The sequence below is a fragment of the Halobacteriovorax sp. GB3 genome, from assembly GCF_028649655.1.
In the GTDB taxonomy this organism is placed as follows: domain Bacteria; phylum Bdellovibrionota; class Bacteriovoracia; order Bacteriovoracales; family Bacteriovoracaceae; genus BSW11-IV.
In genome coordinates, this window is sequence record NZ_JAQSLN010000003.1 from 1,188,430 (window position 1) to 1,207,966 (window position 19,537).

Sequence of the window (19,537 nt, forward strand, 5' to 3'; positions counted from 1 at the left end):
GACCTTCATTCCCATCCCATAGAAACGTATAAGAAATATTCTAGGAATTGAGACGCAGAATGGCAAGACTTTACCAAAGAGCTTCAATCAACTTTAGTCCTAAGATGACAATTAGCGGAGAGAAATCAAAAGGCAGATCGTGTTGCGGGAGAATCCTGCGAATTGGAGCGCATGTGAAGTCTGAAACTTGCTTAACTTTAAGTCCCCACACTGTTCTTCTATATTGTGGAATGTAGCTTAAGATAACATCGACAAAGAGAATGAGAATATATAGATCAATTAAAGCGCGAATCAACGGTAGCTCCTGAAAAGTGAATTAAGAACAATATAATTATTCTTTTCCACTCTCTCAAGGGCCCAACGAAATTAACCCCTCTTGACGTCTTTTTTTACAAAGACTTCACATAGACAGAGGCTAAAATAGAAACAACACATTGCAAAATAAAGCCACATCACGCCAAAAACGACCGTATAAAAGTCCCCATAGTTTTGAATGAGGCCAATTCGTGCATATTTAAAATAGATCCAAAACAAACTCTTTAAAAGCGATAGAGAAACAACAAACGAAAGAGCGCAAAAGAGGGAGTCTTTCCAAATAAGTAATCGATTAAAAAACCAATGAAAGAGAACTGTCACATAAGCAACAAGAAGAGTGAAATAGAACAGATCACTTTCAAATAGAGAAAAGAAAAGACTATTTCCTTTGAGCCATAAACTTAAAAGCACATCACCTTTTGGCAGGATCTCAAAGGTCATTGCCATTAACCTTGCATCCGTTAAAAAACCTTTTATAAGCTTTAACAAGGTTGGAATAAAAAGCGTGGTCCCTAAGAAGCTTACAGTAAAACCAATAACAAAGAGATCCTTTATGGCCTTCTTTAAAGAGATATGGCCTTTATTTTCTGTAATAAGATAGAGTCCACTCCATATGGAATTAAAAAGAGAGAAAGTAGAGAGGGCCAAAAAGAATATATTCAGTAATGTGATTCCGGAACTCGCCATAAGCGGTCGCGAGATGGCCTGCTTAATTTTAACAATGAATTCAGGTAGAACGTCGGGAAAGAATCTCGTTATAATCACAAAACTCTCATCCATGACTTCTTGAACATCTCCGAGGAGAAGTCCTACTAATTTAAACGACAAAAGACCCAAGGGAACCAGTGTTATTAAAAGAAAGAACGTACTCGCTGCAGCGAGATTAGCTCCTCTTTTTTCATGAAAGAGTTCATAACTTTTCATGTAAAGAAAAATAAATGATTTGATTTTTTGCATTCCCATTTAACTATCCTAACCTTACATGATCCTCCATGACAAACTTTTCAAAAGTCAAAAGCTAGTCTATAGTCAAGCTTAATGAAATGGATACTATTGCTTCTGCCATTCACTGTACTTGCTAATCAGCAAACGCACTTCCCTCTTCTCGCTCATGATGAAGTGAAAACGCTTACGCCAATAAAATTATATGTAGAAGAAAGAAAAGAGAGGGACCCTCTCAATTTACAGGTAGGAGTCGAAAGACAATTTCATTCGAAGTTTTTAAAAAACACGGTGAGTATTGAAACAAATTTTTCCATTCCCCTGTATCAAGACTTTAATTCTCTTCAATTTGATCCGGCCAATCCTAATACGCTTATAACACCGCTTGAAAGACCAGAAGAATTAAAGCTCGGTCTTAATTTCAGGCTCTTTTTTTAGCTCTTTGCAAGCTGCCTCATACTTGAGCTCACAAGATTTTTCCAGATAGATCTTTCTTTGATCGAGGTCACTATGCTTTTTAGAGAGGAGAAAGCAGGCAGAGTTATTTTCTTCGTGATCACACCAAAATTGTAGGACTCTATTTTCAAAGATAAAGTAACCAAGAGTTAAAATACCTAAACTTCCAAAAACAAAAATCCATCTGGCATAATAGTGTTTTCTCAACCTCAACTCCTAAAACAACGTCAACTGGTCACCCATAACCAAGTCGTCAAAATTAATATCTTTCAATCGTAATACATCTTCAGCAATTGGTCGAAGTTGTTTATCAATATAGTGTTGAAAATCAATATCAGTGGGCCCAAGTTCAACAGGCATAGGCCCTCTTCTCGTTATCACATAACTAATCCTACGAATACTTCTGCCAGGGTCTTTTTCAAGAAGTATTTTGGCCGCCTTCACATGAGGAGGAACAGACTTAATATATTCAGAGGCATCTTTTGTTAGCCTCTTCGTGTAAATTAATTCGTTGAGTTCAACTTTGTCTTTAACAACTTTGATAAAATCTTGAATATAGTCTTTAACCTCCTCTCCTCCAAAGAGAGTTTGATAAAGTCCATATTGAAAACGCTTGGCTAATTTTGTCCAATCAGAGCGCACAAATTCCATTCCGGCAAATTTGATTTCTCTCTCGCCGTTTTTATTTATGATAAGACCAGCGTAGCGTTTTTTGGCCCCTCCTTCACCACTTCTGGCAGGAGGAAGGTAGAGCTTGCGATAATGTTTTTCGTATTCAATTTCTAATTCAGAATGAACACCATACTCTTTTAAAAGTAAGTCTTGAAAATACTCGTTAAGGCCTTTAGCGATAACACTAGATTTCTCTTCCATCTTACTTGTATCACTCATAACAATTTTTACAAAGACACTATCGGTATCTCCATAAACAACTTCATAGCCACGATCTTCTAAATAAACGATCGCTTTTTTTAAAATCCACTGTCCTGTTCCAGTAATAGCAGTAGGAAGGTCGGCGTGATAAAAACGAGAGCCACCAGAGCCCATGACACCATAAAAAGAATTCATAAGAATCTTAATGGCCTGAGAAAGATATTGGTCCCCTATCATTTTTGCTTCGGCCCTCTTATTAAAAAGAATCGAAATAAAATGAGGAAGAATATGTTCAGTCTTTGAAAATTGATGTCCAGTAGGAGTTTCAATTGTATTAACTTGGGCCATGATTCTTGAGTAAGGATCAATTTTAAAAGTGCGAATAATTGAAGGATAAAGGCTTTTAAAGTCAAAAACGATAATATTTTCGTGCAGTCCTTCTTTGGGTTCAAGAACGTGCCCACCGGCCGCATGCCCCTCTCTTTGAATATCAATCACATTGTTAGCAACAAAGCCCTTACGATGGATTTTAGGCAGCATGAAATAATCAAAGGCGGCAGTAGAAACACCAATACGATCCATTAATAGGCCACTCAAGAGAGTTCTTGTTACGATTAAATTTAAAAGACCTGTCTTTTCATAAATATCGTGAACAAGTGTACAGTCGAGAAGATTATATTTTGCAAGGCCCGCTTTATCTTCATGGAAACGTCTTTCAATCTCTTCGACTTTATCGCTTCCCGCACTTGAAATATCTTTACCTACTCCAAGAAGTTCTTTTGCAACAGTTTCTAGTTTAAAGTTTTCAAATTGATAAAAGGCAGCTCTTAGGGCCGGAGGTCCATCCACAACAACACGTCCATCCATGTTGCAAAACCATCCCGCTCCTTTTTTTTCTGTAATCTGACATTTTGACTTCTTTCGACCAATATTAAAGCGAAGACCATACTGACTGAATTTCCTCTCTAAGAACTTAAAGTCAAATCCAATGATGTGCCAACCAATAATGATATCGGGATCAATCGCTATGAATTCATCATAAAAGGCCTTTAGAACTTCAGCTTCCCCTGGATAGATCGTTAGATTTTCATCTCTCTTTTCAAAATCCTCTCCCACCATATGAACATGTTTATATTCGCCCTTAGGACCTTTATAATGAACACCAATGGAATAGAGATCATTGCCAAATGAAGTTTCAATATCCAAAGAGCAAATATGAAAGCGTGGTCGATACTCTGTTTTTGAAAGCTTAGGATTTAAAAAAGTGATCATGCCCTCTTCAACTTTAGAAGGGCCATCAATTTGCACAGAACCATTCACAAATCGTTCCATCAAATAGCGCTCTTCAGCGCGTACATCAGCTTCATACGAACGGACACCTAAGCGCTGAAGCTCATCTCGAGCTGTGAAGAGATCTCTTTGAGTTTTAAAATAGAGAGCATCAACAGCTTGTCCGCGAAAACTTTTAAGTCCCACCGACTTTCTTTCATAAGAAACAGACAACCTTGAAAACTTGGCCTCTCTTTCAATAAAAAAGACTGGAGAATTTTGATCAATTATGACGCAAAAAGGCCCCTGATCTGAAATTCCGAAATACTTGAGGAGATGTCCTTGCGCTCTATCTTCGTAAGCTGCTGTTAAGATGAAACCTTGCATTAAATACCCTGTTTTTTGAAACCCAAACATTATGAAATAATCAAGACCTTGGCAATGGAGCAAGGGGTCAACAAAGCCCATTGAACCTTCTGCTCCGCTCAGGTAAACTAAACAAAATGCAGTTACCACGGAGGGTCACCATGAAGAAGTTTATTTTCGCAATTTCACTATTATTTTCCATTCAAACATTCGCTGATAGCAGTGTTGGTTGTGGTCTAGGATCAATGATCTGGAAAAAGAGTTCGATCATCTCTGCACTCTTTCGAATGACAACAAACCATTCATTTTCTTCACAGCTTTTTGGGATCACAACTGGAACAAGTGGTTGTTCTCGTCACAGTATCGTAAAAAATGAAATGGCCCCAGTTTATTATGCTGAGGCAAATATGGAAAACCTTCGCCTCGAAATGGCAATGGGCCATGGAGAATACTTAGATGGCTTTGCTGCCACTCTCGGTTGCCCAGTGAGTGTTCAAAATGAATTCAATGCAATGACAAAAGAAAATTACCAATCTATCTTTAATAAGAAAACAAATTCTCCAATCCAAATGATTGGTAATATAAAAGAAGTAATGAAAAGTAATGACGTTCTTAAAACGACTTGTACTCAAAATCTTATTTAATACATTCTTGGCCTCCACTTTAATGGGGGCCTCTTTTGCTTTTGATACTCAATCTTTCTCACAATCAAAAACTTGGCTTCGACTCTTACAGTATGAAAAAGTCTCCACTGGTTATGAAAGCCGAATCGATGCTCCAAGCTTCTTTCTAGCAAAAAATGGAAAAACAAATCCTCTAAAAGAACTTGAGGCAACAATAAGTGCCTTTAAAGAGAATAAAATCTACCAAGGAAATATTGAACAACCAATAAAGTGTGCCTTCGCAGCACGCTATCGCCTTTTAAAAGATCATCTCAACCTCTCCCCTCAAGAAAAATGCGATGATTACTTCTTTTGGAAAAATGGATTGGATGCAAGCTCCCTCTCTCTTATCTTCGCCTCGAGCTATCCCAATAATCCCGCCAGTATTTTTGGACACACTTTTATGAGAATCAACTCTCACAAATCGAAGAAGGCTAAAAGAAAAAGAGATATACTCGATTATGGACTAAATTATGCAGCGACAACGGGAAGTGATGGAGGAATTGAATTTGCCATCTTTGGAGTTTTTGGTCTCTATGAAGGACACTTTTCCATGGCCCCCTACTACATCAAAGTAAATGAATATAATAACTATGAAAGCCGTGATCTCTTTGAATACGAATTAAAATTAACTCAAAAACAAGTCGAGTTATTTATCGATATGATTTGGGAAATTGAGAGCAATGGTTTTTCTCATTATTATTTCTTTGATGAAAATTGTTCTTTTCAACTACTCGCTTTAATGGAGGCCCTTTTCCCAGAAAAGAGCTTTCTAAAAAACCTTCCTTTTTACGTCTCACCAATCGATACGGTAAAAGTCTTAATTGATGAGAAGATTGCAATTTATAAAACACATCGCCCTTCTTTGAGAAGTGAATTTTTAAATCGCTTCAATCAGTTAACTATCTCCCAAAAAAATGAACTCGATTCTCTTCTAAAAGGAGATCAATCGAACTATTCAATTACTTCTCTAGATACGGCACTTTACTACTATAAGTACAAAAGTTTTAAAGAGAAACATCTGTTAAAAAAAGAAGACAAAGCACTCTATCAATCATTACTAGATTTGCGATCAAAAGAATCTGGACACTACAATGTAACGATCAAAGAGGACTCGCTTCCCCATTTTGCCCATGGTCCTCAAAAGTTTAGTTTTGGATATTTAAATCGATTCGATGAGAACTTTTTGACGATTAATTTTCGACTAGGATGGCATGACGAACTCGATCCCGACCTAGGTCATATTCCCTTTTCAAGACTAGAACTTTTAAAAATCTCTACAATCCTCAATGAGAATCAATTTAAACTCGACCGCTTTACACTTATCGATGTTCTTTCAATAGAGCCAAGTAATCATCAATTGACCCCTTCATACGCCTGGAAGATTTCCCACGAAAAAACATTTCTGGCCCAAAGAAGAGAGACATTTATAGAACTAGGTCCAGGAGTTGCATTTGAATCCTTATCAGGCTCCATGCGCTTTTTTTCTTTAATTAAAACAAAGCTCAGTTTAAGCGAGGAACTTAAAAATAATCACGACCTGCGCCTGATCCCAAATATCGGACTCATCATAAAAGGCTCACTCAACGCTTCCATCGAAGCACTGATTCAAAGGTCCCTAACCAAAAGAAAGCAAATTAATGAAGGTCCACTTTTAAAACTTAGCTTATCTCTTCCACTAAAAGGCCAGCAGTTGCGCCTAAAAACCTTATACGCACTCGAAGAAAGAGAACATGAAATTGAGCTAAACTTTTCTTTCAGTTATTAAAATGCCAATTTTTTAGATCAAATCAATTCAGGTTTTCTTTGCGTTCTTAGAATTCTCTTAAAGATTTTTTGAACTAACCCATTGTTAATTGAACACTTATCTACCTTCTCTCAACTTACTGAGATAGATCATATTTTCTCCCCTGACAGTCCTTATACTCACTTAAAATATGATTTGAATAGGGAGGATTCTATGGCCTATACAAAGTTTGAATGGAGTGATGATTATAGTGTTGGTGTCGATGAAATGGACAATGAACATAAAGTTTTAATCGGCTATATCAATGAGTTAATTGACTGCCTCGACAAGGATAGTGGAATTGCAGAAGCTTTCAAAAAGATGGCCACCTATTGCATCAAGCACTTTGAAGATGAGGAGGCCCTCATGGAGAGAGAAAATTACGAAGGGCTTGGATCGCATAAAATTATCCATAAGAATCTCATTGCTAAAGTTCAAGGCTTTGGAGAACAAATCGATTCTGGAACAATCAACAAAGATGATCTCGTGGCCTTTTTAAAAATGTGGCTCTCTGCCCATATTATGGGAATTGACCGCAAGTATGGTCAAACCTTCGGAAAACTCGCCGCCTAATCAATTCTCCCTCCCTTTACGGGGAGGGAGTTCAATAAAAGCAACCACTTACTCTTCACTATCTCTTAGAAATATAATCGACTATGAGTTCTATCTAATTTTTATAAGGACTACGTCTATAAATTATATTGGTCGTTAAAGCCCTCGATTGTTACAAAGTCATTCGCAAATTGAGGGAAACATAATGCAGATCATGAAATTCATCACATTCTTTATTTCGATAGCGCTTACACACACCGCTAGTGCGAATCTTGAGACAACAACTCTCAAATTCGTCGATTCAGCTTCGATCGAGCAAATGGACATCGCAAGAGAATTGCTCGACGAGGCCATCGACGCCAAAAAGAATGAAGAATTAATCAAATATAAAGACAGACTAAAAAGAGCTCGCGCTCTTTTAGCAAGTAAGACCACTCATGAAATAGAATTTTCAAGTTCTTTTCTTGCCAATCTAGACGGTGAGTTATTTAACTTCTTTGAAGATGAAGATCTTCGCTATGAAGTTCTTTTTGAAGAATCTTGCTACAAAGGAACAAAAGAAGAAGCGTTAAAACTTCTAAAAGTAGTTATTGAACAAGACCTACTTAACTTTGATGAACAATGGTATGAAAATCCTAGAGAAAGCAGCGAAGGAATTATTGTGGACTTCACAGATGGTCCAAACGATTTCCAAACGTCATTTCATCTCTTCGAATGTCTATAGTGTTTTAAAAGGCCGAATTCATTTCGGCCTTTTTTTATATCTTCTTTACTAAAAAAATTCCGTCTCTAAGAGGCATTAAAGTCCCATAGAGTTCAGAGGAAGAAGCAATAAAGTCGTTGAGCTCTCTTAGGTACTCTGTCGACTTTTCCTTCTCTCCACTTTTTTCTTCAATCGACTCAACCACTCTCCCGCTCCAAAGAACATTATCAATAACAATGATCCCCTTGTCGCTTACAAGCTCTAGCGAGAGTTTTAAGTAATCCAGATAACCCTTTTTATCTGCATCAATGAAAATGAGATCATATTTTTTTCTTTTAGAAATTAAGTTTCGAAGAACATCATGTCCATCACCACTTAGGGCCGTAATTTTTTGACCGACAGGATCTTTAGACCAAAAGAACTTAGCCCTCTCTTGTGCCTTAGAATTCTTATCGACCGTCGTAATTTGTCCATCTTCTGCTAATTCATAGGCCATAGCCATGGCGGAGTAGCCAGTAAAAGTACCTATTTCCAAAATAGATGAAACACCAATCGAATGAATTAAAAATCCAATAAAAGAAGCTTCTAGTTTTCCAATCATCATATGGTGAAGCGATGATTTTTCTTTAGTCTTAAGCTCAATCTCATCGCAGACACCGCTTGGTGTATTACTCTTTTCAATAGCATATTGCTCAATTTCTTCGCTGATAAATCTCACCCTATCTCCTCTATATTTAGGCCAGACAAGTCTTGTTCATTTGATCACCATAGAATATCATGATGTCATGGCAAAGTTTACTTCGACAAAAAGTTTTTATGGATTTCCCTGCACTCACAGACAATGGAAAGCTGAGAGCCACTGCCGTTTTGTACACGGTTATTCTCGCTCTTTTCACTTTGAATTTGAATGCAATGAACTGACCCAAGAAATGTGGGTAATGGACTTCGGGGACCTAAAAGATGTGAAAGCTTGGCTCGAAGATATGTTTGACCACACATTTCTCGTTTCAAAAGACGACCCCTATCTCGAGACGTTCAAAGAACTTGATCAACAAGGCGTCATTCAAATGAGAGTTCTCCCAAATGCTGGAATGGAAGGGACAGCTCAATTTGTTTATGAAAAGGTCTCGCAAATGATCGATAAAAAGACAAATGGTCGAGTGAAAATTATTCGTGTTGAAGTGAGAGAGAACGAGAAAAACTCAGCAATCTTTCACCCATAAACCTTGCGACTAATTAAAATCGTTTTTATTATAGCGTAGCTCTTTTGCCTTCTTAGAGTTGTACTCAATCTTATCAACGTTTAAAACAGTCATTTTCTCTTCTTCTAAGAGAGTCATTTCACTTCTTGTCACCGTCCAAATTGAATCGATCTCTTTCATAGCCTGAACTCTAAATCTCTTAAATTCCAGCCCTTTAGAATTAGAAAATAACACTTCCAATGGGATGAACGTTTTCTTATCTATACAACTCACACGTTTTGCATAGGTCGAGTTTCCTTTGCTAATGGGAACACTTTCGAGACGATAGCAATCACGTGCTCCCATAAATTTACCATCTTCAAGTAACTTGTGCTGGTCCTGCTCGGGATGGCGATCTCTTAAGTCTTCATAGAAGATTTCACTTTGCACAAATCGCCCGCCCTTTTTTGAAGATGAGATTCGCTTACTATTTTTAAGGGCCGGTAAATAAATAAGCTGAGATTCATTCTCTCCCTTCAAGTCGATTGTTAAAAGAGAGACCCCTTGTATTTTCTTTGGAGAAGAGAATCTCACAAGTGATTTAACAAGCCCTTTTTGATCATCGCTTCGATAAATCTCTAACTTTCTCGTCTTCACACTTCTTCCCTTTCCATCGAGGATCATTGTCACTTTAGAATAGGAATGATCTCCATCAGCTCTATCGTAAACTTTTTGAGCTAATTCCTTTCCACTTAATGCAAAGGTAGAAAGGGAAAATATTAATGAGAGAAAAAATACTTTCATTTAGAATCCTTGTAAGTAAGAACGACCATGGCCGGAAGTAAGTGAACATCTGCAAAGAGCGCTACTAATAACCCCAAGCTAGTGAGGAGTCCAAAATTTTTAGTTGGAACAAAGCTGGAAAAAGAAAGTATCAAAAATTGAGCACACAATATAATTGTCGTTGCCCCAACTGCTCGACCTGTCTTTTGTATAGTTAATTTCATTGCCTTTGCAGAATCATATTTCTTAAGATAATTTTTAAATGTTGAAAAGATATGAATCGTATCATCAACAGCAATCCCTATTGCAACACTTGCAATCATTGCCGTTCCCATATCGAGCCAAATACCGAAAACGCCCATCGTAATGAATATAAAACAAAGTGGTAAAACATTGGGAACAAATGAAACGACTGTATCCTTCAAATTTCTCCACTGAATCAAAAGAAGTAGAAAAATAACTAAGGCCGAAACCCAAAGAGACTTTGTTTGACCAATAACTAAAAGATCATTCTGCTTAACAAAAACATAACCCTGACCAGAAAAGTCATAACGAAGCTTAGGACTAATCTTTAGTGCACGTTTTTTCATAGCTTCGATAAGTTGTTCTAATTCACTTACATTGTGTTTGTTTACGTTAAAGATGATTCGATATTGAGCGTGATCTTCATCTAGAAAACGAGTTAAATCATTTCCATCGTAAATAAAGAGATATTGATCAATAAGAGAAGAGTTGAGAGGAAGTTCTTTCTTACCTGTAAATGCCTTATGCATGTCGCGAATAAAATGAGCTGGTGACAGTGATTTATCGACTTCCTCATACATTTGAACAATATCATTTTCAAATCGGTATAATTCACTCAGAGTTTCCCCCGTTAGGAGCTCACCTTCTTCAGAATGAAAGATCATCTCAACAACGGCCGTGCCACTAAATTTATTCTGATAAAGTTCTGTTTGCTTATTGATGATGTGATCTTCTTTAAAAAAGCGCAAAAGATTAGATTCGACTTTGATATTGAAAATAAAGGGAATCCCTATCACAAGAAGAAGCGCCCAAATGGCAACAGTCTTTTTAGGGTGATCAATAGCATGCTTTGCAATAGAATCAATCAACTCCCCAAACGTCTTAAATATTTTCGACTCTTCTTTCCACTGATTCGGGCCAAACAACTGCATGAGAACAGGTAATGTATAAAGAGTTAGTCCCAGAATAATAAAAGTACAAAGAGCTGTAATAATACCAAAGATACGAATAGGAGGAATTTCATTTAAAGCAAGAGTTAAAAGACCTGCAACAGTTGTAATGGCCGTAAAAAAGCAAGGTATTCTAAGGTAAGATACAACTGCTTTCTGTCTAAGTTTCTTATCTTGATACAACTTATCACGACTAAGATAACGGTCCATATTGAAGTAGTGTATAAAAAAAGCAATAGAAAGCGACATTAACAATGTAGGAACGATACTCGATATGATGGTAAAAGGAAGGCCAAACAGAGCAAAAAGTCCCATTGAAAAAGAACTCACTCCCGCTATTAAACTCATCGCTACAACCAGAACACCTAAAGATGAAAAAGAGAACCACATTAGTAGATACCCAGCCCCGAGAGTAAAGGGAACAAATTTCAAAAGGTCAAAAAAACTTGTCTCAAAAGAATGAACATCCACGGCCATCGGTCCGACAAGCGCATGTAAATCAGATCCAAAGTCATACTTTTTAACAAGTTCTTGAAAGTCTAAATAGAGTTCTCTTTTTTCATAAGTATTTAAATGAGTCTCAGGCTCAATCGCAATAGAAATCTCACTTAGATCAGTAGAGACTAAGAGATCACGGGCCGTATCGGAGGAGCTCATTCGCTCAAGAATTTGTTCCACTGAATAGCTATTAATCTTCTCTATTGGGACAATAGGAGCGATAAAAATGGTTTCATCTCTTTGCTCGATATAATCTTGGTCAAAAAGAGAAAAGACTCTGCTTACTCCTTTTAATTTTCTCGCTTCAACTGAAAATTGTGCAAATCGAGAGAGGCGCTTTTTTAAGTCTTCATGCTTGAGTTTGGTTTCAAAGCGAAACATTCCAACGAGTACTTGATCACTTCCAAAGAGTTCACGATATTTTTTATAATCTTTAAAATGCGTACTCTCTTTTGGAGCATAACTTCTAATAGAATTATCAAATTCTACTTTATCCAAAAAGAATACAGGAAAAGCATTGAGAAAAAGAATAATGAGGCCATGAATGAGAATTAGTTTTTTCATAAATTCACTTCAACCCCTAGAGAAAAACCATCTTGTCTCTTATAAAAACCATACATACTCTTATCACTTCCATTCAGAGTATAAAGGCGTCCAGTTAATTTAAAAGAATCATTGATTTCATAACCTTGATACAACTCAAGTGAATAACCTTCTCTTTCAAAACTTTGTATAAATCTCAACCTAGTGTTTAATCGTTCACTCAATAGATTCTTAGTAAATTCGACAAAAAGTGTTTCTTCACGAGTTGTTAAAAGAGAATTTCTTTTTTGATCATCAAAAGTCGAATTTAAAATTAGTCGAAAAAGAGGAAGAGAGTCACTTAATCGCCCCTCTAAAGAAAGAGAGAAATTATAAACATCACTATAATACTTCTCTAGTTGATGATCTCTTTTTGCCTGATCCCCAATCATAGAAATTTCTCCTCTTAAAACGAAATCTGAAATTGTAGATGAGAAATCGAGGGCAAACTTATTTGTTCTATAAAATTCAGGATAAAGAGTCGTTCCAAGGGCCAAGAGAGGAATCAAATCGGGAGACTTTAAATAACTCAAAGCAAGATCATAGGATCGCGCACTATATTCTAAGCGAAACCCATAAGAGAAGAACTCTTCTTTTCGAACATTTTCTTCATAAGGATAATAAGAAAAAATCTGATTCTCTCCTACACCTAAAAAGAGTGATTGCTCTTCGTTATAGAAATGATTATTACTCGTTTTCTTTGGCAGAAAACTGGTATGATGCCATGGAGAAATAAATGAAGAAAAAGAAAAGCTTTTCCAATTATTCTTCAAGAGTAATGAGATATTTCCTACCCTTTTATTTTCAATCTCATCAAAGAGTGGTCGGTTAAAATCAAACGTATTTGTCCCATCAAGACTTGAAAAAAAGTCTATTCGAGACCAAGTAATCAATTGCTGTCCCATACTTATTTTTAACGAAGAATGATTAAAGCTCAAAAATGTTTCATAGGGTTTGAAATGACCATTTAAACCTGGAGAGCGAAATTCAATTCCGAGATTTAATTTCCACTTCTCTCTCTTAAATGCTTCATAAGTTACCTTCATTAAATAGAATTGTTCACGATCAATATGACTCTCAAATGGTTGATGATAGTCTAAGAGAGCTCGTGTTTTTAACTTTTCTAGCGTAGAAAAATCCGCATTTTTTTGAACGTCATTAACTTCATAAGAAATAAATTGAAGCTCACTTGCCAGTGAGTCTTGAAGAGAAATCAGAAATAGTACAAGGCCAAGAATTCGCAACATCTTATGTCCAATGGTGTTTATTTAGCCACCCTACCAGAACTCAAAGGTTTATCGAATGCGATAAGTAAATATTGCTTAGATTTCGCTCTTTTTCTTTGAAATTTTTTCCATCTCGACCTATAAAACAAGGACCAATGTTAAAGTCCTGAAAATTAGTGTTTAAGGAGCTCAATTTGCCACTAGATCTGATTCCATTAAATCAATGGTTTGATAAATTTGATAAACCTCTTATCATCGCAGGGCCATGCTCAGCTGAGAGTGAGGAGCAAATTCTTTCTACGGCAAAAGAGATCGAAATGAATGAGCACGTTCAAGTTTTCCGCGCTGGAGCTTGGAAGCCAAGAACTCGCCCTTATACATTCGAAGGTCATGGAGAACAGGCCCTCAAGTGGCTTAGTGAAGTAAAGAAACAGTCACGCCTTCTCGTTACAACAGAAGTTGCCAATGCTGAACATGCAGAGCTTGCTTTAAAATATGGAATTGATATTCTTTGGATTGGAGCAAGAACGACGGTTAGTCCTTTTGCCGTTCAAGAAATCGCCGATGTTTTAAAGGGAACCGATATTCCTGTTCTCGTTAAGAACCCAATCAATGCCGATCTCGCTCTATGGATTGGTGCACTTGAAAGATTTAACGGCGCAGGAATAAAAAAACTTGGGGCGATCCACCGTGGTTTCTCAACAGCAGAGAAAACAAAGTGGAGAAATGTTCCAATGTGGACAATTCCTATCGAATTAAAGAGACAATTTCCAGATCTTCCTATCATTTGCGATCCAAGTCATATTACAGGTAAGAGATCACTTGTTGGTGAAGTTTGCCAAAAGAGTCTCGATGTTGGAATGGATGGACTTATGGTTGAAACTCACCTTAGTCCAAATGATGCCTGGTCAGATGCCGCTCAGCAAGTTACTCCAACATCATTGAAAGAGATTATTACTAATCTTCATATTCGTGAATCTCATAGTGAAGATAAGGACTTTGGTCAAAAGCTTGAGGCCCTTAGAAGACAAATTGATTCTATAGACAATGAAATCCTTGAGTCGTTAAAGCTCAGAATGGATATTGTAAAAGAAATTGGAAAAGAAAAGCTTAGAAATAATATCACTCCTCTTCAATTGACTCGTATGGATTCTCTTATGAAAGAGCGCGAGTTAAAAGCGGCCTCTCTTGGTCTTAAAGAAAAGTACATCAGTGAACTCTTCCATACAATTCACACAGAATCGGTTAAGACTCAAACATCTATCATGAATAATTTTAAGGATGATGAGAAAAACGAGAGAGAATAGCTCTCGATTGTTCATACTTCATCATTTTCTTTAGTTTTAGTCTTAGTAGAATCATTTCAAAAACCATAAAAACGACGAAAATACCATAAAAGCCAAGGGTCTTAAAAAAGGCCCATTGTCCTGTTGTGCCAAAGAGAGCAAGTGCTCCCATGAAGATTCCATAAGCTAAAAAGAAAAATGCCATGTGCTTTTCAAGATAAGTCAGAACAAAGTCAGGGATTTTACTTTGACCAAGAATTTCGGTCATTTCAACAAGAAGTCCTTTTCCAACGAAAAGTCGATAAGCAAGGAATCCAGAAATGGCGACTCCCGTAAAAAATGGTTGTAATTTAAACCACAGACCGTCTTCACCTAAAAGAGATAGACCCCCAAGGAAAAGAATCAAAAAGAAGTTCAGCTTACTAAGAGTGTGAACATGCTTTGTAAAAAGCTTTTCAAGTGTGATCTCTAAAATTGCGAGAATCAAGCCCCCAGTGACAGCGATATTCACAGGGTAACTCTCTTCCAAATACCAATAGGCCATTGCCGGAAGGAATGAAAGAAGAAAGAAATTTTTATTTATTTTTTGATTTTCCACTAAGGGAAGGCTATCACGACTTCCCTACAAAAGCTATGCTGCCTTTTTCTGGAAACTCGTCTCAGTCCCCATGCGGGCCGAACAATACTCGTTAAACCCGCTAATTAATTCACTTGGGTCTAAGATCTCTACTCCATCTTTGATTTCATAAAGCCATTCATATAATTCGTTAGAGACTTCTACAGAAGCGGCCCAAATCATGTCCCCTTCCATATTATTTGTTACAAATGGATTACCTAAAAAGTGAAACTCTGGATTCAACTCGATTTGTCTTTCGGCCTTCACCTTAAGAACAAGGCGCACTTCATCTCCGGTAACTAATCTCATTGCACAAATAAAATCATTCACCTCGACTCCCGAAAAATTTGGAGTGTACTGTGAATCAGAATAAGAAATTTGCTCAACATCATTTAAGCTTATAGATATAAGACATCGATCCTGACAATCTTCACCGATCAAAGAAAGAATACCTTCTAGAAAGACAACTTGATGGGCAAAAGTCTCAACTTCACTTCCGTCTTTAAGAACAATCTCCATACAGCCACCACTTTGAATGGCCTCTTGAAGTTGCGGAAAGAAATGATCAAACTCACTACTGATTTCGCTCATTTTTTGATCCTTTTGAATATATTCATTGAATGCTGCATATAAATTTAAATCGGGATAGAGCGAGTCAGTCTTCTTAAATCTCTCTCTTAAAATCCAATAATAAGGTTCTGATTGACTTCGATCAAAGTTTGGAAAATGCGCTTGCATGGCCATCCAATCAACGACATTCATATCCATATTAACGCTGAGCCAGTCCCTTACAGGAACAAGATAGCGTCGCTCTCCCTGACTTTGGATTTCAAATGGAAAATCAATTGAACTCATGAACTCTCTTATTTCTTGAAATTGATCAAAAGAGATTTCAACCTTTTTCAAAAAACTTTCAACTTCAACTTTTTCTTTCTGTGCCCTAAGAGCAGTTAAGCAATTCCAAAAATAGGATGTGGCCAAAAGGCCGTCACGGAGTGGATTATTTGTCATTTTTTCACCTCAAATACTATACCAATCTTGTCGGATAAGCCATTCATTCCCTTTAGTGATTTTTTCTCAAATAGATGGGATAATAGGGCCATGATGTTGAAAACACTTATGAAAAACCCTGTTTTAATGGTCGGAATTCTACTGATGTTCATCTTTTTAAGTTCACTTAGAGAGAAGGGAATCTTTTCAAGTAGAACAGAGAAATTGACGCCAACTTCCTGTAAGGCAACACTTGTCATGCTAGAAAAGAGGATCCCTGGCTCTTGGACGACAAAGTGCTTTAAAAACAACATGCAAATTCTCATCAACTCAACCGTCGATATTTCCAAGTTAAAGAATGGTGAAAAAGATTTAAAGGCCGCTCTTTATAGAGACTTTGCAAATGATCTCGTCTTCATCGCTAAGAACTCCCCTGTTGATACTCTGGAGAGAACAGATGCTATTACAATTAGAGTAGAACACGATCTTTTGAGAATTAATGCGGCAACAATGGGAAAAGACCTTATCAAACTTTCAACGATGAAATCAAATCGTTTTATCAAAGATCATCTAAAGGCCACTGTCAAAATTCAAGAAGTCAAAAAATAAAGGTGCATTCTCTGAGCGGAGTTTGTAACCAATTGAATCAATTGAAAATTGATACTCATAGGCATGGAGAAAAACTCTCTTAGATTCCTTGGCTCCATAAAGAACATCTCCTACCAAGGGATGACCGATATATGCCATTTGTGCTCTGATTTGATGGCGTAGACCACTCTTTAAAGAGACCTTAACTAGACTGTAATTATTTTCCTTATCATATTGCAACGGCTCGTAAGATAGCTCTCCGAACTCCTCTCCTTCAATCTCATTGCAAACTCTCTTTGCCCCTTTTGCTCCCTTAGAAAGAAAGTAGTGGGCCAAAGATGAACCTTTGAGAACATGACCTTCAACCACTGCGAGATAGTCTTTTTTCTTCACAGACTCAGAGAAATGATCTCGTAAATATTCATGGTTTTTATCATCTTTAATATAGATAAGAAGTCCGCTAGTTACCTCATCTAAACGATAAAGAAGACCGCGTTCTTGATTAGAGTTCACTTTCCCGAGATTTAAATCGGCTCTCGTATTTCTTAGAAAATTTAAAACTGTTTCCTCTTCACTGTAATGAAGAGGATGACCATGTTGATTGTAATTTTTGTTAAGAGCAATCAATCGTTCATCTTCAAATAGAACCTCGACACTCTCCCCCTTATAATAAGGAGAAATCATATTTCTATTTAATAGATCGATGGGTAGTTCAATCTCATCTTTTGCCTTAACTGTTTTATTTAGGGCCTTCTTAGATAAGTTTGATTTTTTTACAGAGGAACGAGAAAAAGAGAGCCCCTTTACTAGGAGCTCCTCTATTGATGAATAATTATTTAAAGAACAAATTCTTGTTGTTTTCATTACTGAGATTGTACTTTATGACCATCCGTTTGTAAGTCTGTTTTTCTAATGATGAACTCAACTCTTCTAGAGTCATATTCATTTTCCTCTTGAGATCGATTAGGTCTCACGACAGGTCTTGTATCACCATAGAAAGTCGTTGTGATTCTAGAAGGTGTTACCCCTCTTCTAATGAGAGACTTCGTAACCGCCTGTGCTCTGGCCGCAGAAAGGGCCCAAGCATCACTTCTACCATCGCGTGAAGTCTCTCCTCTTGAAGCGTGCCCAAGAACAAAAACTGTCCAAGTCTTTCCTTTTAAAAGCTTCACAACCTTTTCATAGACCTCAGTCGACACGCGCGTAGGCTCAATTTCAATTGATCCCGATTTAAAGAAAATCTGATCTTTAATACGAACTTTAATTCCCTCTGGTTGCTCAAAGACATCAACAGATTCAGATAGTTCATACTCTTTAAGATCCAACTTCATTTGCGAAAGTTGCTCATCAGATTCTCTATTAATTTCATGCTTATCAAGAATCCCTTCCATAGTTAAAAACTCAATTGGAAAGGGCTTAATCACTTCATTGGATTCCATCATCGTTGGAAAATCATCAGGAGATTTTCCTGGCTGGATAACCTCACCTTGCTTGAGAACGTTTCCACCAAAGGCATTTCTAATCGATCCAAGAGCTGCTTCATATTTTGATGTCTCCGTCTTTGCCATTGAAAGAAGCAATACGAAGAATGTAAGGAGAAGTGTTACCAGATCGGAAAAGGTCGCCATCCACCCCGGTAAACCAGGAGGACATTCAGGACACTTTACATCATCGTTGGAGCCACCACCTTCTTCAATCGGTTGGGCGTTTACACCTTCTTCGGCCATCTTTTACCTCTCTTCCTTGAAAGAATCTCTTAATTAAACTTCATCGGCCGGTCTTTGCGACGGCGGTAAGAATGAGCTTAATGCAGACTTAATAGACTTAGGGTTTTGCCCAGATACAATTCCTATGATCCCGGCCATAATAATATTCATATTGGCAATTTCCTGCGCTGAACGCATACCAATTTTATTTTTAAGTGGGTTACAAAATACGTTGGCGATAATCGCTCCGTAGAATGTCGTTAAGAGGGCAACGGCCATGGCCGGACCAATTGAACCAGGGTCACTCATGTTGTTAAGCATGATAACCAGACCAATAAGTGTCCCAATCATTCCCATTGCAGGACCATCTTCGGCCATACCACCAAAGAGCTCTTGTCCAATTTTGTGACGAGTTTCCATTGCTTCAATTTCAATTTTTAGAACTTTTTCAATTTCTTCAACAGGCTTATTATCAGCAGCTAAAATAAGGGCGGTTTTTAAAAAAGCGTTATTCTTAGCAGCATCCTTTTTAGCTTCCTCTTCAAGTGCGAAGATTGACTGAGAACGGGCAAGGTTAGCATACTCACTCATCTGCTCGATCGTAGCGATTGGATCAACGGCATCAAATTTCAAACTCTTCATAGCAACAGTGGCGATTCCCTTCACTGTTTCCATTGGCCATTTGAAAAATGTAACCCCAATGAGTCCTCCACCAACAACGAGAACCGAAGGAACGTCAATGAACTGACCTAATCCACCACCTGTAATCATCGACCCCAAAATGGCCGCGACAGCAACGACTAAACCAATGACTGTTGAAATATCCATATACGTACTTCCTTGTATTGCGATAATGATCCTTTACAGACGTTATATCGGAAACTTAACAAGGGACTTTAACGAAAAATCAGCAATCTAGCCTTTTTTTCCTAGGTAAAATTGGAGTGGATTAATCAGAAAAAAA

21 protein-coding genes are annotated in these 19,537 nt (G+C 37.3%); 8 read left to right on the forward strand and 13 right to left on the reverse strand.

The genetic code is table 11. The features are described from left to right. Positions 1-70: 70 nt before the first annotated feature. On the reverse strand, positions 71-295 hold the full coding sequence (locus tag HBN50_RS12085; RefSeq protein WP_273870347.1) for a YggT family protein: 225 nt from the start codon (positions 293-295) through the stop codon (positions 71-73). Between the two features lie 71 nt (positions 296-366). Beyond that, on the reverse strand, positions 367-1,278 hold the full coding sequence (locus HBN50_RS12090; RefSeq protein ID WP_273870348.1) for a YhjD/YihY/BrkB family envelope integrity protein: 912 nt from the start codon (positions 1,276-1,278) through the stop codon (positions 367-369). Between the two features lie 75 nt (positions 1,279-1,353). Between HBN50_RS12090 and HBN50_RS12095 the strand changes: the two genes are divergently transcribed. Further along, complete coding sequence (locus HBN50_RS12095; RefSeq protein WP_273870350.1) at positions 1,354-1,695, forward strand: hypothetical protein; 342 nt, start codon at positions 1,354-1,356, stop codon at positions 1,693-1,695. Here the strand turns inward: HBN50_RS12095 and HBN50_RS12100 are convergent. Both HBN50_RS12100 and HBN50_RS12105 read right to left on the reverse strand, forming a co-directional pair. Continuing rightward, on the reverse strand, positions 1,660-1,920 hold the full coding sequence (locus HBN50_RS12100) for a hypothetical protein (RefSeq protein ID WP_273870351.1): 261 nt from the start codon (positions 1,918-1,920) through the stop codon (positions 1,660-1,662). The two genes, HBN50_RS12095 and HBN50_RS12100, sit on opposite strands and share 36 nt — an antisense overlap. Before the next feature lie 9 nt (positions 1,921-1,929). Continuing rightward, a complete protein-coding gene (locus tag HBN50_RS12105) occupies positions 1,930-4,242 on the reverse strand; it encodes a DNA polymerase II (RefSeq protein WP_273870353.1) in 2,313 nt (770 codons plus the stop codon). Between the two features lie 140 nt (positions 4,243-4,382). On the opposite strand from HBN50_RS12105, the gene HBN50_RS12110 reads away from it, so the two are divergent. From HBN50_RS12110 to HBN50_RS12125, 4 genes are all read left to right on the forward strand, one after another. Further along, entirely contained in the window at positions 4,383-4,865 is a 483-nt protein-coding gene (locus tag HBN50_RS12110; protein WP_273870354.1) for a DUF3015 family protein, read from the forward strand. Positions 4,866-4,872: 7 nt separating this feature from the next. After that, positions 4,873-6,651: an Lnb N-terminal periplasmic domain-containing protein gene (locus tag HBN50_RS12115; RefSeq protein ID WP_273870356.1), complete on the forward strand. Its 1,779-nt coding sequence runs from the start codon at positions 4,873-4,875 to the stop codon at positions 6,649-6,651. Positions 6,652-6,843: 192 nt separating this feature from the next. After that, complete coding sequence (locus tag HBN50_RS12120; RefSeq protein ID WP_273870358.1) at positions 6,844-7,242, forward strand: bacteriohemerythrin; 399 nt, start codon at positions 6,844-6,846, stop codon at positions 7,240-7,242. Between the two features lie 184 nt (positions 7,243-7,426). After that, positions 7,427-7,945: a hypothetical protein gene (locus tag HBN50_RS12125; RefSeq protein ID WP_273870360.1), complete on the forward strand. Its 519-nt coding sequence runs from the start codon at positions 7,427-7,429 to the stop codon at positions 7,943-7,945. 34 nt (positions 7,946-7,979) lie between these two features. On the opposite strand, the gene HBN50_RS12130 is transcribed toward HBN50_RS12125, so the two are convergent. Then, a complete protein-coding gene (locus HBN50_RS12130; protein ID WP_273870363.1) occupies positions 7,980-8,642 on the reverse strand; it encodes an O-methyltransferase in 663 nt (220 codons plus the stop codon). 67 nt (positions 8,643-8,709) lie between these two features. Here HBN50_RS12130 and HBN50_RS12135 point away from each other — a divergent pair, with 67 nt between their 5' ends. After that, positions 8,710-9,147, forward strand: a complete 438-nt coding sequence (locus tag HBN50_RS12135; RefSeq protein WP_273870365.1) for a 6-pyruvoyl trahydropterin synthase family protein — start codon at positions 8,710-8,712, stop codon at positions 9,145-9,147. A gap of 9 nt (positions 9,148-9,156) precedes the next feature. Here HBN50_RS12135 and HBN50_RS12140 read toward each other — a convergent pair whose 3' ends face one another. From HBN50_RS12140 to HBN50_RS12150, 3 genes are read right to left on the reverse strand one after another with little or no spacing between them, the layout of a single operon-like run. Beyond that, positions 9,157-9,909 carry an outer membrane lipoprotein-sorting protein gene (locus HBN50_RS12140; protein WP_273870367.1) on the reverse strand — a complete coding sequence of 251 codons (753 nt, stop codon included), beginning with the start codon at positions 9,907-9,909 and terminating at the stop codon, positions 9,157-9,159. Beyond that, the gene (locus HBN50_RS12145; protein ID WP_273870370.1) at positions 9,906-12,143 is read right to left on the reverse strand and encodes an efflux RND transporter permease subunit; all 2,238 of its coding nucleotides are present in this window, start codon (positions 12,141-12,143) and stop codon (positions 9,906-9,908) included. The genes HBN50_RS12140 and HBN50_RS12145 overlap by 4 nt, the downstream gene beginning before the upstream one ends. After that, complete coding sequence (locus HBN50_RS12150) at positions 12,140-13,408, reverse strand: hypothetical protein (RefSeq protein ID WP_273870371.1); 1,269 nt, start codon at positions 13,406-13,408, stop codon at positions 12,140-12,142. The genes HBN50_RS12145 and HBN50_RS12150 overlap by 4 nt, the downstream gene beginning before the upstream one ends. Positions 13,409-13,581: 173 nt before the next feature. Between HBN50_RS12150 and HBN50_RS12155 the strand changes: the two genes are divergently transcribed. Then, positions 13,582-14,694, forward strand: coding sequence for a chorismate mutase (locus tag HBN50_RS12155; protein ID WP_273870373.1), 1,113 nt, complete (start codon positions 13,582-13,584; stop codon positions 14,692-14,694). Here the strand turns inward: HBN50_RS12155 and HBN50_RS12160 are convergent. Continuing rightward, positions 14,663-15,271 carry a septation protein IspZ gene (locus HBN50_RS12160; protein ID WP_273870374.1) on the reverse strand — a complete coding sequence of 203 codons (609 nt, stop codon included), beginning with the start codon at positions 15,269-15,271 and terminating at the stop codon, positions 14,663-14,665. The genes HBN50_RS12155 and HBN50_RS12160 overlap by 32 nt on opposite strands. 33 nt (positions 15,272-15,304) lie before the next feature. Continuing rightward, positions 15,305-16,300, reverse strand: a complete 996-nt coding sequence (locus HBN50_RS12165) for a hypothetical protein (RefSeq protein ID WP_273870376.1) — start codon at positions 16,298-16,300, stop codon at positions 15,305-15,307. Positions 16,301-16,390: 90 nt separating this feature from the next. On the opposite strand from HBN50_RS12165, the gene HBN50_RS12170 reads away from it, so the two are divergent. Then, complete coding sequence (locus tag HBN50_RS12170) at positions 16,391-16,888, forward strand: hypothetical protein (RefSeq protein ID WP_273870378.1); 498 nt, start codon at positions 16,391-16,393, stop codon at positions 16,886-16,888. On the opposite strand, the gene HBN50_RS12175 is transcribed toward HBN50_RS12170, so the two are convergent. From HBN50_RS12175 to HBN50_RS12185, 3 genes are read right to left on the reverse strand one after another with little or no spacing between them, the layout of a single operon-like run. Next, complete coding sequence (locus tag HBN50_RS12175) at positions 16,850-17,731, reverse strand: RluA family pseudouridine synthase (protein WP_273870379.1); 882 nt, start codon at positions 17,729-17,731, stop codon at positions 16,850-16,852. The two genes, HBN50_RS12170 and HBN50_RS12175, sit on opposite strands and share 39 nt — an antisense overlap. Beyond that, a complete protein-coding gene (locus HBN50_RS12180) occupies positions 17,731-18,594 on the reverse strand; it encodes an OmpA/MotB family protein (RefSeq protein ID WP_273870381.1) in 864 nt (287 codons plus the stop codon). Before HBN50_RS12180 ends, HBN50_RS12175 begins: the two co-directional genes overlap by 1 nt. A gap of 33 nt (positions 18,595-18,627) precedes the next feature. Then, the gene (locus HBN50_RS12185; protein WP_273870382.1) at positions 18,628-19,401 is read right to left on the reverse strand and encodes a motility protein A; all 774 of its coding nucleotides are present in this window, start codon (positions 19,399-19,401) and stop codon (positions 18,628-18,630) included. Between the last annotated feature and the right edge of the window lie 136 nt (positions 19,402-19,537).